Here is a 15735-nt window from a genome sequence, read left to right as displayed (position 1 = left end):
CGTGCGCTGCGGGGCAGGCCCACGCTCGTCCAGGAATTTCCATGCACTTCGACTCCATCCTCGCCGTCTCCGACTTCACGGCGCTCTCCTCGCACGCGCTGGAGCGCGCTGCCCAGCTGGCCCGGCAACACCAGGCCATCCTGCGGCTGGTCCATGTTGCCGAGGGACCGACCACCTTTCTCACCGATCCCGTGGCGCGCCTGGCGCATCGGGCACGCCAGCTGGCCAGGCGCCACGAGATCTCGGCCCATGCGATTGAGCGGTCTGCGTCGCTGAACGAGGTGTTGGCCGAGGCCAGTGCCTCCACCTTGCTGGTGATGGGGCCGTTGTTGCAGCGAAGCTGGAAACGGTTTCACCTCGGCACCACGCTCGACCAGGCGGTGCACGGCAGCGTGTGTCCACTGCTGGTGGTGAAGCAGGCGCCTGTCCGCCCGTATGAGAAGGTGCTCGTGGCCGTCGATCTGTCGCCACACTCGAAATCCCTGATCGACTTTGCCAGTCTGTTTTCGGCGCCCACTGTGCTGAAGCTGTTTCATGCGATCGACACCATCGAAGACGCCAAGCTGCGTTCGGCCAACGTGTCGCCAGACGTGATCCAGGCCAGCCGGCTCGGTTCGCGTCATCAGGCCCGAGACCGTCTCATGCAGCTCGTCGGCGGGCTGACGGTGGAACGGCCTGCATCAGCGGGTCCGCCCCTGGTTTTTGAGGTCGGCAACGGTGACCCGGCCTATTCGACCGCACTGCATCAACAAGCCACGCAGGCCGACTTGGTCGTGGTGGGCAAGCGGCGCGGCTCTGCGCTGACGCAGTTCTTCACCGGCAGCGTGGCACAGCGCCTGGCCAAGTGGGCGGCCGGCGATGTGCTGATCGCACCGCTTGATCAACTGCACGCAGCCGCGACCGCAGACACCGGCTGGTGGATGGGGGGTCGCGATGTTTGAGCCAGGGTTGCTGGCCATGCTGGCATGGCCCTTGTTCAGCGATCGACTGGCCCGGCTCCGCGAACGGTGTGCAATCCACGGAGCGGTACGACCTTGTGCACGGCGACACACCATGGAGTTGCGTGTGGATGTGCAGTGGGGTGCTGCAGAGGTTGAAGATGAGTTGAAGTTGCTTCATGCACGCCTTCAGCGTTCAGGGCTCCTGGAACACGGAACCAGGATCATCAAGACCCCGATCCCCGATCTGATCTTTCGTCACCGCGAGGCCGACGGGGAGCACTACATCTACGTGGAAGACGTGGCTCGCGGCTGTCTGGCCGGATACACCGTCTTCAATCGGCTGATCGAGGTGAATCGGCGCCTGGATCGATTCGTTCGCGCGCCGCATTCAAAGTATGCGGGTGCGTACCAGCGTCGAGGCATTGCAACCGCTGTGTACGAATGGGCGCTGGGCCAAGGCATGTGCTTGATCAGCGGCGCGCGCCAGTCCCAGGGCGCCAACGCGCTGTGGCGGTCACTCGCCACACGTCATCGGCTCGAGTACATCGACATTCGGAACAAGTGCATCCACCTGCTGGGGGCGTCCGTCGATCAGGCAACGCAGGACAGTCTGCAGACCCGCATGTTGTTGTTTGGAGATGGGTGGGATGTTGACCGTGGCCGGTCGCAGCCATCGCCACGGCCTCCACCATTCATTCAAGAAAAGGCACCAACACGGGGCATTTTTCCTGACTCGATGCAGTTTGCGCATAATGCCATGCACATTTTTAGGGCATAACACCATGAAGTACACATCGGCGCATCACTTTCTTGACCACGTTGTCCAACACAACCCCGGGCAAACGGAATTCCACCAAGCCGTCTCTGAAGTGACGGAGAGCCTGTGGCCCTTCATTCAGGCGCACCCCAGGTACGCCGAACAAGGCTTGCTTGACCGCCTCGTGGAACCCGAGCGTGTGTTGATGTTCCGCATTTCCTGGGTCAACGACCACGGTGACGTGCAGGTCAACCGGGGCTACCGCATCCAGCACAGCTCGGCCATCGGCCCGTACAAGGGCGGTATGCGCTTCCACCCGTCGGTGAACCTGTCGATCCTGAAGTTCCTGGCTTTTGAACAGACCTTCAAGAATGCCCTGACCACGCTGCCCATGGGTGGCGGCAAGGGCGGCTCCGACTTTGACCCCAAGGGCAAGAGCCCTGGCGAGGTGATGCGGTTTTGCCAGGCCTTGATGGGCGAGCTGTTCCGCCATGTCGGCGCAGACACCGATGTGCCGGCGGGCGACATCGGCGTGGGTGGACGGGAAGTCGGATTCATGGCCGGCATGATGAAAAAGCTCAGCAACCGCGCCGACTGCGTGTTCACCGGCAAGGGTCTGTCGTTCGGTGGCTCGCTGGTGCGGCCTGAGGCCACTGGCTACGGCACGGTGTACTTTGCGCAGGAAATGCTCAAGCAACGGGGCCGTGGTTTTGACGGCCTGCGCGTGAGCGTTTCGGGCTCGGGCAACGTGGCCCAGTACGCAGTGGAAAAGGCCATGGCGCTGGGAGCCAAGGTCGTCACGGTGTCCGATTCCAGTGGCACCGTGATCGATGAAGACGGCTTCACCCCGGAGAAGCTGGCCGTGCTCATGGACGTGAAAAACCACCTGTACGGCCGCGTGAGCGACTACGCCGAACGAACCAGGAGCCGGTTTGAGCCCGGCGTGCGCCCCTGGGGCGTGCCGGTGGACGTGGCACTGCCCTGCGCCACGCAGAACGAACTCAACGCCGTGGATGCCGCCACCCTCATCAAGAACGGCGTGATCTGTGTGGCGGAGGGGGCCAACATGCCCACCACCATGGAAGCCGTGCAGTGCTTCGAAGCCGCTGGCGTGCTCTACGCACCGGGCAAAGCCAGCAACGCGGGGGGCGTGGCCACCTCGGGACTTGAGATGAGCCAGAACGCGATGCGCCTTTCATGGCCTCGCGACGAAGTCGACAACCGCCTGCACACCATCATGGTGGGTATCCATGAGGCCTGCCTGGTCCACGGACGCCGCCCGGACGGCTCTGTGAGCTATGTGGACGGTGCGAACATCGCCGGCTTCGTCAAGGTGGCCGACGCCATGCTTGCGCAGGGTGTGATCTAAGGCCTGTGCGGTGAAGCGCTCACCTTGAATGGCACCAACCGAACCTTGCGCCCCACAAGGTCACTGAACCCACAGCAGCGCCAGCCTGTCACCCACACGGCGGCCGTGGGTCAAGGCGATTTCGTTCAAGGTGAGTGATGCGCACAACTGGCGAGCCATCGCCAGCGAGGCGCTGGCTTCTGCGGGGTGTCCCTGGCGGTCCAGAATGGCGGCCTCAAGAACGCGAGCGAGATGGAACCTGGGATCGCGCCGACAGGACGTGCGCGCTTCCTCCAGGGCCTCGCTGGATCGCTCGGCCCTGAGCAGAAAGACCCCCAGGGCCCAGCCCCAGAAGCCCAGGCGCCGGTCGCGCGGGCTGATCGCCATGCCGAACCGCATTTGCTCGATGCCGGCCTCCAGTTTCCCCGTCAAGACCAAAGAAGCGCCCAGCGCCACATGGGCTTGTGCATTGCTGGGGTCGATCTCCAGGGCTTGATGAAGGACTTCAACGCCCCGGTCGTGATGCCCCAGATCACACAGGGCGCAACCGGCGTAGCCCAAGACCTCTGAGCTGCCGTCGTCCAGCCCGATGGCATGGTTGGCGGCGCCCAGCGCCTCTTGCGCCAGGCTGGCCGCGGTGGGCAGCACCCCGATGTTCATGGACAAGGCGGTCAACAAGGCATAGTGGGCGTGCCCCAGACCAAACGCCGGATCCAGGGCAACGCTCTTTTGAAGCTGCGACCGTGCCTCGGCCATGGCCTCCCTGCCCCAGCCCTGATTCGCTATCGACCCGATCGCCTGGTGGTAGTGGGCCCAGACATCCAGGTTCTCCGGGCGCTGGCGGCGTATGTGGGCAATCTCGGCTCGGGTGAGTTCGGGTTCCAGTTCCGACATGATCCCGCGCGCAATGTCTTCCTGCAGATCGACAGCTTCACCTCGGCGGCGATCGAAGCGACCGGTCCACAGGACGTGTCCCGACCCTGCCTCGATCAGCTGTGTCGAGATGCGAACGGTCTCGTTGCTCAGACGCACGCTGCCCTCGACCACGAAACGAACGCCGAGCTGATGGGCGACTTCCGGCACGGTGACATCGTGACCCCGAAAGACGAACGAGGACGCGCGGGAAATCAGCACAAAGCCCGGGACTCGGGCCAGCAGCGCGATGACGTCTTCGGCCAGGCCGTCGGCCAGAAAGCGGATCTGCGGCTCAGCGGACAACACGTTGAACGGCAGAACCGCGATCGTGGTCCCGGCAACTGCGACCGCGCGGGGCTGATGCTCCGCGCCCTGTGACGCCTCGCTGCCCTGTCTGACCCCCAGAGCAAACCGGTAACCCCGCCCGGAGATCGTGGCGATGGCATGAGTGCCCAACAGCTTGCGAAGGGCTGAGACCTGCACCGACAGGTTGTTTTCCTCCACCACCAGGCCAGGCCAGACGATGTCGAGCACCTCATCCTTGGAGATCACGCGATCCCGATGCGCCAACAAGCACAGGAGCAAGTCGAAAGCGCGGGCGCCCACCGCCGTCGGCACGCCACCCACCAGCAACAAGCGCTCGGCGGGCCTGACTTCAAAGCGATCAAAGTGGTAGTGGTCTTGCATGGGCCTTCCTCGGCAGCCTACTTAGGAACGTTTAGCGGATTCTTGGGAACTTTAAAGGTCTGGGATGGGCCGGCCTTGTACCGTCGGGTTGTCATCCACCCACCGAAGGAAATCCCCATGCCCAAGTATGTGATCGAGCGCACCATCCCCAAGATTGGGGAGGTCAGCGCCGGTGATCTCCAAGCCATTTCCCAGAAGTCCTGCAGCGTGCTGCGCGGCATGGGACCCGATATGCAGTGGGTCCACAGCTACGTGACCGGGGACAAGATTTACTGCGTCTACAACGCTGCCAGTGAACAGCAGGTGCGCGAACACGCGCGGCTCGGAGGATTCCCGATCGACAGCGTGGCGCGCGTCGTGACCACCATCGATCCGATCACGGCCGAGGTGTGAACCACTGGCCTGGTGTCCCATGCGTCCATCCCTGAACTGTCGAAGTGGAGAGTTGCAATGAAGAACAGCGTATCCGAAGCCCAGGCAAGTTTGCGAGCTCAGTACGAAGAGACCCCCGAACTGGCCATGGTCACCGATCAGGCGATCACCTGCGGAACCGATCCGTCCGACCCTTTTCATTTGCTGGTCAGGCCGATGAACACCAGCGCAGTGCCGGTGGCCGTCGGCGTGCATCGGGCGGTGGGCGGTCCTTACGACGCGCCGTGCCCTGGTGACCTGCTGTGCGCCGCCCTGGCCGCCTGCCAGGACTCGTCGGTCCGCATGGTGGCCAATCGGATGGGGATCGAACTGATCGCATTGGAGGTTCAAGTCAGGGCCACAGTCGATGTGCGAGGGGCCTTGGGCATGCACAAGGATGTTCCCGTGGGTTTCCAGTCCATCACGTGCGACATCCAACTTCAGGCCAGGGAGGGCACGCCGCCCGAGATGCTGGAGAAACTGCGTGTGGCGGCGCAGAGGTGCTGTGTGGTTGGGCAAACGCTGCAGTCACCGCCTTCCGTTCAAACCACGCTTCATACCGCTCCAGTTGCCGATCCGCAGCTTGAGCCGTCCGCATCACATCCTCGGTCCACACACTGAAAGGAAATCACGATGTTTCGCCAGCGCCTGCAAGTCCTCTTTCACACATCCGGTCCGCGCCATCACAACGCTCGCAAAGCGTCCACCGCCCGCGGCACATTCGCTGCCGCCTGCGCCCTGGTCGCTGGCTTGAACATGGGCGCGGCATCGGCCGCCGTGGTCACTTACCAGACCAGCTTCGAGGTGGACCAAATCAGCCTTCTGGAAAGGCTTGCCACACGTCAGCAAGATCTGGTCACCACGACCTTCGACCTGGGCAGCCTGAGTCGCTTCGACGCCACCTTGGGCACGCTCACCGGCGTGTTGTTCGGCTTCATGTCGACGGTCGATCTCAATATTCAGGGTGGTGCCGGGGATTCCTCTACAGGCTATGCCGGTGAACTGTTCCCATCCGACGCCGCCTTCGATGCCTTGCTGCGCGCGGATTTGACACTGGGTCTGTTCGATCCGTCGGGTGCCACGAACTTCACGGGCGGCGCGCAGCTGGCTGACAGCTGCCAGGCGCAAAGCGATGTCGAATACGCGCGGTGCTCGATCTCCAGATCGCAGACGCGCAGCCTGAATGCGGAACTGGGGCTCGCTGGTGTGGCGCTGGATGCCTTCATCGGCACCGATCCGATCAACTTCTTTGCTTCCGTCGTGTCGTCATTGACGTCGAACTGCCAGGTGGACTTCGATGGTGTGGATACCTGCTATTTCGTGAGCGGCACGGGTACACGTTGGAGCGGCTTGGCGACAGTTGCGTACACCTACAACGCGGTGGGTGGACCAGGCGGCGTCGGTGGCGGCGGGGCGGGCAACGCGGTGCCCGAACCCTCCAGCCTCGCGCTGCTGGCACTCGGCGGTCTCGGCCTAGCCGGTGCCGCTCGCACCCGGCGCGGCGGTTATGTGCGAAGCGCCAGGAGTTTTTGAGCCACAACACGCTGCAGGCGCCAGAGGTTCGCATCTCGAATGCCAAGGCGCTCCATCTGATCAACCGTCTGCATGAGGTACTCGGCACCCGAACCCCAATGACCGACCGCTGAACACAGCACGGTTGCCATCTCATCGTTGGTGAGTCCCGTGACAAAGTTGGGCCCCTGTCGATTGGCGGCAAACGTGATGGCACGCACGGCAACGCCGCCGGCCTGCGCGACAACCCATCGTGGCGGTGTGTTCGGCGGCTTGACCGTCATCTCGCGTCGCCACAACTTGCGCAGGCTGTCCATGGCTTGCGGGCCGGGAATGCGCAGCAGCGCTCCGCGACAACTGCCACCCGGGACCAGCGACATCATCAGCCCGGGTTGGGCCGGCGTGCCCCGAAACCGCGTGAGGCGGATGCAGAACGCGCGGTGCCAGCCCGGCAGGACGGCGGCTTTTTGTTCAGCCACCTCGAAGGCCGGATTCCAGAGCAACGAGCCGTAGGCAAACACCCACACGTCCCCACCGGCCCAGAAACCCGCGGCCAGCAAGGCTTGGAGCGAGGCCTCGTAGTCTTCATCGTCGTGAACGACGACACCGGGTGCTGGTCCTTCATCCTCGACCTTGCGCGCGATGAGCGCCACCAGTTCAGGCGTCAGGCGCGGAGGCCTGGAGACACGGGATTGCGCAATCGGTACGGCGGCCATGTGCTGTTCTCCTTTGCTGCAGCACAGACTACACCCGGCGTATCGCTGGTGGGCACAAATGGCGGCGCGGACACGGTGTCCCTGGTGCACCTTGAACGGCGTGGCACGGAACCGCGCTGCGACCGCCGGTATGTCCGACCGGTTCACAGTTGAACTCAATGGTAGGGCGTTGTATTTGATCGTCTTTGGGACCTGGGCGAGCGTGTTCAAGACCGATCAAGGTAATACCGCACGGTGACCGCGTTGGAATATCCTCGCTCGGCCTGTGTCCTGCCGATGATCACGCATCTATGAAACTTCAGTACAAAGCCTGGCTCCTGGTGGTGGCGACCATCGGCGTGTTGACCCTGGCATCGGTCCTCGTGTCCCGACACTCGATCTCGAGCTCCTTCGAAGAGCTGGAACGCCAACAGTTCCGGGTGGAAAGTGAACGTGCGGGCAGGCTGCTGAATCAGCAGCTGGAGGGACTGACCGCAACCGTGATGGACTACGCGTACTGGACAGACACGGTGGAGTTCACGCGCGGTTCGCGCCCCGCTTACTTCGCCGACAACTTCGGTACCGACAACATGAAATACCTGGGGATCAGCAATGTGCTGGTTCTCGATGCGCTGGGACGACCACTGGCCAGCGCAGAGCTGACAGCGGAGCCCGCCTTGCGGCCGATCTCCGAGAGCATGTCGCAGATGCTGCGCAGCCTGGCTGTGTCTGTGTTGTCGGACAAGACCAGCAACACGGTGATGCGCACCTACCGCCGGATGGACGGGAACCTCTACCTGGTTTCGATCGCAGCCGTGCGCAGCCAGTTCGCGCCGGGCACCGCCCCGACCGGAGCGCTGGCTGTGGTGCGGCGCTTCGACGCGAATGAACTGACTCGGTTCAGCGACATCCTCATGCACCCGGTGCGATTGAGTTTTTCAGAGCCACCGGCGGAAATTTCCGCGAGCGGACAGGATGGGCCCGATCAAGCCAAGGCGCAGTCCAGCGCCACCGTGCTCGATCACGAGGGCCGACCGGTGGCCTATCTGGTGCTGGAGCTGGACAGAGAGCTGCATCAGGCAGGGCGCTCGCTCGCGCTGGTCGCGGCGCTGCAGGTGGCTCTGGCGGGCCTGGTGGTGGGCACCCTGCTTGTGCTGCTGTTGAACCACCTGGTCCTGCGCCGACTGCAGCGCGTTCACAAAGAGCTGACAGAGGTGACCCGCCTTGGCATCGACGGCAACGGCCAGCTGTCTGTCAAGGGTGAAGACGAGTTGGCCGATCTGGCCAAGGGCATCAACGATCTGTTGATCAGGACGCGGGAAGATGCAGCCCAGCAACGGCAGGCGCACATCCGGCAGGAGGCGCTGCATCTGCAGCTGATGCAGAGCCAGAAAACCGAGGCGCTTGGCCGCTTCACCAGCGGCATCGCGCACGATTTCAACAATTCGCTGGCCGCCATCTCCGGCTGGGTGCGGCTGGCCAATGAGGATCTGACGGCCAACCACCCCAGCGCGCTGTCCCTGGAGCAAGCGCTCAAGTCCATACGCTATGCCTCCGGACTGATGAAGCAGCTCCTGTCCTTCAGCCGCCAGTCCGCACCGCGCATGGAGCGCCTTCGCCTGAGCGCCATGATCGAGGAGGCGCGCACCCTGGTTTCGCTGGGCCTGATGGGCCGGTGCACGTTGCAGGTGGACTGCCGCACCGTGGACGACTGGATTCAGGCCGATCCCACGCAAATGAAGCAGGTGATCGTCAACCTCCTCATCAATGCCTGTGACGCCATGAACGGCAAAGGCGCCATCACGCTCACGCTGGACTCGCAGGAGGCGGGTTCGGGTGCCTGCGAATCGGCGAATGCGCTGCTGGATCAGCTGCCGCAGGGCCGCTACATCACGCTCTGCGTTCGGGACGAGGGGCCAGGGATCGCACCGGAGCATCTGGACCGTGTCTTCGAGCCGTTCTTCACGACCAAACCTTCGGGCAAGGGAACAGGGCTGGGGTTGTCCGTTGCACACGGCATCATGGCGCGGCACTCAGGCGCTGTTCGCGTGAGCAGCACGCTGGGTGAAGGCGCCTGCTTCATGCTCATCCTGCCAGCCCAGGAAGATCCGGGTCTGCCATCGCGCAGTCACGAGCCGGCACACACATCGGCTTCCAGAAAGCTCCTCTTTGCAGAGGACGATGCCCTGGTTCGTGATGCCTGGAGTGCCCTGCTGGAACGACAAGGGTGGACGGTCACTCGCGCCCGCGACGGCGAAGAGGCCTGGGAACAATTCCAGGCCCACGCCGGGCGCTGGGATGCGGTCCTGACCGATCTGTCCATGCCCAAAATGACCGGGCTGCAACTGGCCCGTCGCATCGGTTCGACGGGCTCACCACCGCCCATGGTCCTCATGAGCGGACAGATCTCTGCTGAAGACGGCGCGCAGCTGATGGAGGCGGGATTCAGCGCCGTGCTGCACAAACCGGTGGATCAGGACGAGCTGCTGCGCGTGTTGAGTGAGGCGACAGCGAGTTCCGGCTGAGTCAGCGCGGTCAGCGCATTGCGCGCCGCGGCCACGCCCATGTTCACGTAGGCATCGCCGGTCACACCACCAATGTGCGGGCTCAGGATGAAGCCAGGCTGGTGATGGAAGATGTGCGGGCTGGTCATGGGTTCGATGCAAAAGCTGTCCAGGCCCGCCATGCCCACGTGTCCCGACTGCACGGCCGCCAGCAGCGCGGGTTCATCGATCAGTCCGCCGCGCGCCGTGTTCACCACGATCACGCCCGGCTTGCAGCGTGCCAGTGTCTGCGCGCTGAGCAGACCCTTGTTCTCGGGTGTGAGCGGGCAGTGCAGAGAGATCGCGTCGGCTTCGCGCCAGAGCGTGTCCAGGTCCACCGCAGTCACGTAGTCCGGCAGGTTCTTGGCGAACGGATCAAAGCCGATCACGCGCATGTCCATGGCGTGGGCCATCTTTGCAAAGCGCAGGCCGATCGCGCCCAGGCCCACCAGGCCCACCGTGCGCCCGCCCAGCTCCAGACTCTTGTGCGTGGCCTTGTCCCAGTGGCCATCGTGCATGCGCTGGTTGAGTTGCACGACCGACTTGGCGCAGGCCAGCAGCAAGGCCATGGCCTGCTCGGCCACGGCGGCGGCATTGGCGCCCACGGCGGCGGTCACGGCAATGCCGCGCTCGGCGGCTGCCACCTTGTCGATGGTGTCGGTGCCGCTGCCGTGCTTGGAGACCACGCGCAGCGCGGGCGCGGCGTCCATCACCTCGGCGTTCACGCCGCTGTAGCGCACGATGATGCCCACCGGGTTGTGCTGGCGCGCCAGCGCCGCCACGTCGGCCAGCTGCGGCGTCTTGCCGGCAAAGACCACCTCATGGTCTTTCAGCAAGTCCAGGGCCTGGGGCGCGAGGTCGGCGCCGGTGACGAGGATGACCGGGCGCGCGCTCACAGATGTTCACCTTGTTTGAGCACACCGGCCGCGACCAGCGAGGCGGTCAGCCATGAGGCTGAGGTGTTGCCTTCTTTGATCTGGGCGATGCGCTTGGCCTCGGCCTTCACCTTGTGGTCGGCCAAGGGCAGCAGGGCGGCCAGGGCTTCGCGTTCGATCACAACCACGCCATCGGCGTCGCCGATGATGAAGTCGCCTGCCCGCACCGTCACGCCGCCCACGCTGACCGGGTGGCCGATGCGCCCGCCGTTGTTCTTGGTCGGTCCATTGGGGTTGGTGCCGACCGAGAAGACGGGGTAGTCCATCTCGTCGATCTCCAGGCTGTCGCGCACCGCGCCGTCCACCACCACACCAGCCAGGCCGAGCTGGCGGCAGGCGGTCATCATGATGGTGCCCATGAGCGCGGAGGTCTGGTCGCCCTTGCCGTCGATCACCAGCACGTCGCCGGGCTTGGCCAAGGCCATGGCCGCGTGGATCATGAGGTTGTCGCCGGGGCGCACCTCCACCGTGAAGGCGGGGCCGGCCACTTTCATGCGTGGACGCAGGGCGGTGATGCGGCCGTGCAGTGCGCCACGGCGGCCGTTGATGTCGGAAAAAATGGCCGGCTGGTACTGGGCCGCTTGCGCGACCAGATCGGGCGCGACGCGCGGAAAGTCTTTGACGATGTCGGACTGGGACATGATGTTCTCTATCGGTCGGGTTGTATTCAGTCCAGCGTGGCGCCCGACTTCTTGATGATCGGAGCCCAGCGCGCGAGGTCGCTCTTGATCAGGTTGCCGAAAGCCTCGGGGGTGCCGCCCAGCACGTCGGCGCCCTGGTCGCTCAGCTGCTTCTTCAAGTCGGCCGACTGCAGCGCCTTGTTCAGCTCGCTGTTGAGCAGGGTGACCACGTCCTTGGGCGTGCCCGTGGGCGCGACGAAACCGAACCAGGTGACGGCTTCGAAGTCCTTGTAGCCCGACTCGGCGATGGTGGGCACCGAGGGCAGATCGTCCACCCGCTTGAGCGAGGTCACGGCGATCGGGCGCATCTTGCCGTTCTTGATGAAACCGATCAGCGTGGGCACGGACGACAGGTACAGCTCCACGCGGCCGCCGACCAGATCGGTCGATGCCTGGGCGGCACCCTTGTAGGGAATGTGGGTGAAGCTCACGCCCGCCATGTTCTGAAACAGCTCGCTGGCCAGGTGGGCCACGGTGCCGTTGCCAGCGGTGGCGATGTTCAACGAGTCGGGCTTGGCCTTGCTGGCGGCCACCACGTCGGCCAGGGTCTTGAAGGGCGACTCGGCCGACACCACCAGCACCAGCGGCGCGCTGGCCACCAGGCTCACCGGGGTCAGGTCTTTGACCGAGTCGTACGGCATTTTTTTGTACAGCGTGGGGTTGATCGCCAGGTTGCTGGTCTGGCCCAGCGCGATCGTGTAACCGTCGGCCGGCGACTTGGCGGCCGCATCGACACCGATGTTGCCGCCGGTACCGGGGCGGTTCTCGACGATGAAGCTCCAGCCCTTGTTGGTGGTCTGGATCTTGTTGGTCACCTCGCGGGCGATCAGGTCGGTACCGCCACCGGCGGGGAAGGGCACCACGACCTTGATCGGCTTGCTGGGATAGGTCTGGGCCAGGGCGGCGCCAGTGGCCAGCAACAGACTGGCGGCGGCAAGGACGTGGCGGCGGGAAAAGTTCATGTTTGTCTCCATGGGTCAGCTTGGGCAAGAGAGCCGCTGCGCTGTGTTGGGCGGCTGGGGCGGACTGTACGGTTGTGTTTCACTGAATACAATGCTGTTCCACTTGTTGAAACATGGGCCATCCAATGAAACCTGTCAGAAATCAAGTCAAGGCGCCCGATGGAGCGGTCGGTGAAACGACCACTGGCAGCGTGATCGCGGTGACGCGCGCCTTGCGCCTGATGGAGAGTTTCGGCATGGACGACCCGCAACTCACGCTGGCCGAGATGAGCCGGCGCACCGGCATGCACAAGACCACCACGCTGCGCCTGGCGCGCACGCTGGCGGCCGACAACTACCTGGTGCAGAAAGAAGATGGAAGCTGGCGGCTGGGCCGCGCAGCGGGCTGGCTGGGCGCGTGTTACCAGGCCGTCTTTGATGTGCACGACGTGGTGGAGCCGGTGCTGCGCGCGCTCACCGTGCAGACGGGCGAAAGCGCTTCGTTCTACGTGCGAGAAGGTTTGCAGCGTCAGTGCCTGGCGCGGGTCGATGGCCCGCAGACCATTCGCCACCACGTGCGCGTGGGCATCGGCCTGCCACTGGATCTGGGCGCGCCGGGGCGCGTGATCCTGGCGTTTTCAGGGGAGGCTGGCGAGCCCTACGAATCGATTCGCCGCCGGGGGTTTCACCTGTCGATGGGCGAACGCGAGGCCGAGGTGTCCAGCGTCTCGGCGCCGGTGTTCGGACTGCAGTGGCGGCTGCTGGGTTCGGTCTGCATTTCGGGCCCTACGGCGCGCCTGCCCGAGGTCCGCCTGCTGGAACTGGCGCAAACGGTGATGACCGCCGCCAACGAGTTGTCTTACGCCATCTCGGGCGCGCGCAGGCCGTCTTCGTCCGCTGCGGCGGCCAAGTGGCACCCTTGAAACGCCATCGCCCCGATGGCGTGACACCCGATCGGCTGGTATGGCCCCTGGCGCAGCCAGCGCATCAACGGGATGGCGGCGCCGTCTTGCCCGGCGTTGGTGCCAGACCTGGTCCATGGACCGTCTTGCCCATCAGGAAAACGACGACTGGCCTGAAGATCACCACGCAGGTGAATGCCACTGGAAACGCCACGGCGTAGGCTTGAAAGACGCGCAGGACAAAGCCGTTTCCCAGGCCGGTGTTGATGGCGGTCAGCACGGCACTCATCACGAACGCAATGATGCCGGCCATGTAGGCGGCGAATGCGAAACCCGCGAATTTGTGCGGCAGCTTCATCTCAGGTCTGATCTCTCAACAGGAGCCCATCCACGTCAAGGACCGTGACCCGCACAGGCAAGGCCTGCCTGACGCTTTGTGTGACGGTGCAGAACTCCTCGAACTGCGCCAGCGCCCTGTCGAGGTGTTGCAGGGCGTTTGCCGGCACACCCAGGGTCACGGTGGCGTGGAGACCCAGAATCCGCAGTCGACCTTCCGGGTTGCGCCCCACGTCGGCTTGCACTTCACAGCGGATGGGTTCGGGCGCCTGCTTGAACTTGCGCAAGGCAAAGAGGAGCGAATCGCTCAAGCAGTTGCCTACGGCGGCGCACAGCAATTGCGCAGGGGCGGGGCCTTCACCCTTGCCCAGCGGTGGTGGTTCATCGGCCATCAAGCCGGGAATGCCAGCCCCGAAGTCAACCTCGAAGCGGTAGTCGGCCTGCTGTGCGAGCGAGACGGAAACGGTGGTCATCGCGCTTCAGGGCTTGACGTAAGCAAAGCCCTGTTTCTGCAGCTTGGCGATACGGACCACCCCGGACGGCGTGAAATCGGCCTCCTGGATGAACTGCTCCTTCTTGAGATCGCGGTTCTTCAGCGTGATCTCGCAGATTTCGAAGTTGACGCCCCGGCTCTTGAGGGCCGACACCAGAGGTGCAAATTCGGTACCGTTGACCGCCTTGGCGCCCTCCATCAGCATGTCCACCCCCTCGGCGTGGGTGACGATGGTGATCTTGGCCTTGGGGTCGGTGTCGAGGTGGTTGCGAACGTTGCGCAGGCCTTTGAGGCCTTGCGCGACGGTGTTGTCGAAGTGGTAGACCACGGTGTCTTGCGCACAGGCGGCGCCGGCGGCCAGCGCCAGGGTGAGGCTGGCGAGCAATGATTTGAGGTGCATGGGTTCTCCTGGATCGGGGGTTGGGTGCGGGTGCGTCTAAGTTCACCGGAGTGCCTCAAGCGTGCCAAAACCGTCACGCTCTTGACCCACCGAGGCCTGGCCTCGCAGCATTCAAGGTGTCTCAGGCATCGGTTCGGAACTATGCTTGCCACTGTACCGGGTATCGGAGGCCACTCATGGCCACGCGCCCATTTGCGTGAATGTCGGCCTGGAGGGGTTTATGGCGAGTGATCTGGACACCGTGCGGGTGCTTCGTGCTTTGTTCAACGACATGCCTCGCGCGCCGCAGGGCCTCTCGGGCCTGGAGCTGATGGCGTGGATCCAATCCTCGATGACCGACTACGAGGGCGGCGAGATGGCCTACATGGTCGAGCACATCACCCGCAATTCCATGCTCGACATCGTGCTGCACATGCGCGAGTCCGGGCACCTGCAGGACGACGCCGCGTTTGACGAAACCGTGGCCCTGATCTCCACCGAAGAAGGACGCCGCACCTTCCGCGACCGCTGCATCAATGCCCAGAAGACGGTGGATGCGACCGATCGACTGCTCAAGCGGGCGCGCCGATCCACGCCGGCCGACCAGGCGCTGTTCGTGGCGGATCCGCAGGAGATCGAGCGCTTCGTCAACGGCCAGGCCAGTGGCCCCGGCCCGTTGTTTGCCGAATTCGCAGCGCGCGAGGAAGTGCGCGAGATCGGTGTGTTTGACCAGGTACCCGCCCAGGTGCACGAATTCGCCTGGGGTTTCGTGGTGGAGCACCAGGGGGCGTGGAACCTGTACGTGGCCGAGGTCTGGCGCCAGGGCACGGTGGGCTATTTCGACCGCTTTCTCAACGCCTGGAAACTCGAAGCCGGCAGGCCCCTGGACGATGCCGGCTCGGCACCCACCGTGCCCGCTGGCTTGCTGGTGGACGACGGCATCGGCAGCTTCAGCAGCCTGAGCTTCGAGCTGGAAGCCGGTGCGTCGGCGCCGCAGGTGCGCCAGTGGCTGGGCGAGGCCTTCATTGGCCGCATGCTGCCGCGCATGGCGGCCAAGGTGCTTGACGACACCTACGACTTCCCGGTGAACGGCCTGGCGAACTGAGTCGGGCGCCCAGCGCTCAGCGCTCCGCTGGTGCGGGGCGTGCGGCCCATGCACCGCGCATGGGCATGCGCATGCTTCACGCACTGCAGCCGTGCCCGACGGGCGGTGCGGTGCGCCGGCCCACATCCCGGCGTGAACGCCCGTCGAACCGTTCT

General features: G+C 64.4%; 17 protein-coding genes. 9 read left to right on the top strand and 8 right to left on the bottom strand.

Annotated features, from left to right (window positions below; all coding sequences use genetic code 11):
• The first annotated feature begins 41 nt into the window (after positions 1 to 41).
• The 3 genes from F9Z44_RS17775 (at position 42) to gdhA (ending at position 3067) form a co-directional block, all read left to right on the top strand.
• Complete coding sequence (locus tag F9Z44_RS17775) at positions 42 to 941, top strand: universal stress protein (protein ID WP_159608040.1); 900 nt, start codon at positions 42 to 44, stop codon at positions 939 to 941.
• Between the two features lie 112 nt (positions 942 to 1053).
• On the top strand, positions 1054 to 1719 hold the full coding sequence (locus F9Z44_RS17770) for an N-acetyltransferase (protein ID WP_236574177.1): 666 nt from the start codon (positions 1054 to 1056) through the stop codon (positions 1717 to 1719).
• Between the two features lie 4 nt (positions 1720 to 1723).
• Positions 1724 to 3067 carry an NADP-specific glutamate dehydrogenase gene (gene gdhA / locus F9Z44_RS17765; RefSeq protein WP_159608039.1) on the top strand — a complete coding sequence of 448 codons (1344 nt, stop codon included), beginning with the start codon at positions 1724 to 1726 and terminating at the stop codon, positions 3065 to 3067.
• Between the two features lie 60 nt (positions 3068 to 3127).
• Here gdhA and F9Z44_RS17760 read toward each other — a convergent pair whose 3' ends face one another.
• Complete coding sequence (locus tag F9Z44_RS17760) at positions 3128 to 4579, bottom strand: winged helix-turn-helix domain-containing protein (RefSeq protein ID WP_159608038.1); 1452 nt, start codon at positions 4577 to 4579, stop codon at positions 3128 to 3130.
• Between the two features lie 186 nt (positions 4580 to 4765).
• Here F9Z44_RS17760 and F9Z44_RS17755 point away from each other — a divergent pair, with 186 nt between their 5' ends.
• The 3 genes from F9Z44_RS17755 to F9Z44_RS22800 are packed head-to-tail and all read left to right on the top strand — an operon-like array spanning position 4766 to position 6592.
• Positions 4766 to 5041, top strand: a complete 276-nt coding sequence (locus F9Z44_RS17755; RefSeq protein WP_159608037.1) for a DUF4242 domain-containing protein — start codon at positions 4766 to 4768, stop codon at positions 5039 to 5041.
• A gap of 57 nt (positions 5042 to 5098) precedes the next feature.
• On the top strand, positions 5099 to 5680 hold the full coding sequence (locus tag F9Z44_RS17750; RefSeq protein WP_159608036.1) for an OsmC family protein: 582 nt from the start codon (positions 5099 to 5101) through the stop codon (positions 5678 to 5680).
• A 12-nt stretch (positions 5681 to 5692) separates the two neighbouring features.
• Positions 5693 to 6592, top strand: coding sequence for a choice-of-anchor E domain-containing protein (locus F9Z44_RS22800; protein WP_201449983.1), 900 nt, complete (start codon positions 5693 to 5695; stop codon positions 6590 to 6592).
• Here F9Z44_RS22800 and F9Z44_RS17740 read toward each other — a convergent pair.
• On the bottom strand, positions 6565 to 7287 hold the full coding sequence (locus F9Z44_RS17740; protein ID WP_159608035.1) for a gamma-glutamylcyclotransferase: 723 nt from the start codon (positions 7285 to 7287) through the stop codon (positions 6565 to 6567). The two genes, F9Z44_RS22800 and F9Z44_RS17740, sit on opposite strands and share 28 nt — an antisense overlap.
• A 323-nt stretch (positions 7288 to 7610) precedes the next feature.
• On the opposite strand from F9Z44_RS17740, the gene F9Z44_RS17735 reads away from it, so the two are divergent.
• Complete coding sequence (locus F9Z44_RS17735; protein ID WP_159608034.1) at positions 7611 to 9791, top strand: ATP-binding protein; 2181 nt, start codon at positions 7611 to 7613, stop codon at positions 9789 to 9791.
• On the opposite strand, the gene F9Z44_RS17730 is transcribed toward F9Z44_RS17735, so the two are convergent.
• Genes F9Z44_RS17730 through F9Z44_RS17720 form a run of 3 tightly spaced genes read right to left on the bottom strand, consistent with a single transcriptional unit; the run spans position 9740 to position 12386 of the window.
• Positions 9740 to 10705 carry an NAD(P)-dependent oxidoreductase gene (locus F9Z44_RS17730; protein WP_159608033.1) on the bottom strand — a complete coding sequence of 322 codons (966 nt, stop codon included), beginning with the start codon at positions 10703 to 10705 and terminating at the stop codon, positions 9740 to 9742. The genes F9Z44_RS17735 and F9Z44_RS17730 overlap by 52 nt on opposite strands.
• Complete coding sequence (locus F9Z44_RS17725) at positions 10702 to 11385, bottom strand: RraA family protein (RefSeq protein ID WP_159608032.1); 684 nt, start codon at positions 11383 to 11385, stop codon at positions 10702 to 10704. The genes F9Z44_RS17730 and F9Z44_RS17725 overlap by 4 nt, the downstream gene beginning before the upstream one ends.
• 26 nt (positions 11386 to 11411) lie before the next feature.
• Positions 11412 to 12386, bottom strand: a complete 975-nt coding sequence (locus tag F9Z44_RS17720) for a Bug family tripartite tricarboxylate transporter substrate binding protein (protein ID WP_159608031.1) — start codon at positions 12384 to 12386, stop codon at positions 11412 to 11414.
• A 125-nt stretch (positions 12387 to 12511) separates the two neighbouring features.
• Between F9Z44_RS17720 and F9Z44_RS17715 the strand changes: the two genes are divergently transcribed.
• Positions 12512 to 13288: an IclR family transcriptional regulator gene (locus tag F9Z44_RS17715; protein ID WP_159608030.1), complete on the top strand. Its 777-nt coding sequence runs from the start codon at positions 12512 to 12514 to the stop codon at positions 13286 to 13288.
• Between the two features lie 64 nt (positions 13289 to 13352).
• On the opposite strand, the gene F9Z44_RS17710 is transcribed toward F9Z44_RS17715, so the two are convergent.
• Genes F9Z44_RS17710 through F9Z44_RS17700 form a run of 3 tightly spaced genes read right to left on the bottom strand, consistent with a single transcriptional unit; the run spans position 13353 to position 14496 of the window.
• Positions 13353 to 13625, bottom strand: coding sequence for a DUF2798 domain-containing protein (locus F9Z44_RS17710; RefSeq protein ID WP_159608029.1), 273 nt, complete (start codon positions 13623 to 13625; stop codon positions 13353 to 13355).
• A 1-nt stretch (position 13626) separates the two neighbouring features.
• Positions 13627 to 14076 (bottom strand): OsmC family protein, encoded by a 450-nt coding sequence (locus F9Z44_RS17705; protein WP_159608028.1) that lies wholly within the window; start codon positions 14074 to 14076, stop codon positions 13627 to 13629.
• A 6-nt stretch (positions 14077 to 14082) separates the two neighbouring features.
• A complete protein-coding gene (locus F9Z44_RS17700; protein ID WP_159608027.1) occupies positions 14083 to 14496 on the bottom strand; it encodes a DsrE family protein in 414 nt (137 codons plus the stop codon).
• Between the two features lie 220 nt (positions 14497 to 14716).
• Between F9Z44_RS17700 and F9Z44_RS17695 the strand changes: the two genes are divergently transcribed.
• Complete coding sequence (locus tag F9Z44_RS17695) at positions 14717 to 15580, top strand: hypothetical protein (RefSeq protein WP_159608026.1); 864 nt, start codon at positions 14717 to 14719, stop codon at positions 15578 to 15580.
• The last annotated feature ends 155 nt before the right edge of the window (positions 15581 to 15735 follow it).

The sequence above is a fragment of the Hydrogenophaga sp. PBL-H3 genome (assembly GCF_010104355.1).
Taxonomy (GTDB): Bacteria; Pseudomonadota; Gammaproteobacteria; order Burkholderiales; family Burkholderiaceae_C; genus Hydrogenophaga.
Note: the sequence above shows the minus strand (reverse complement) of the source record. Positions and strands in the feature narration are given on the sequence as shown.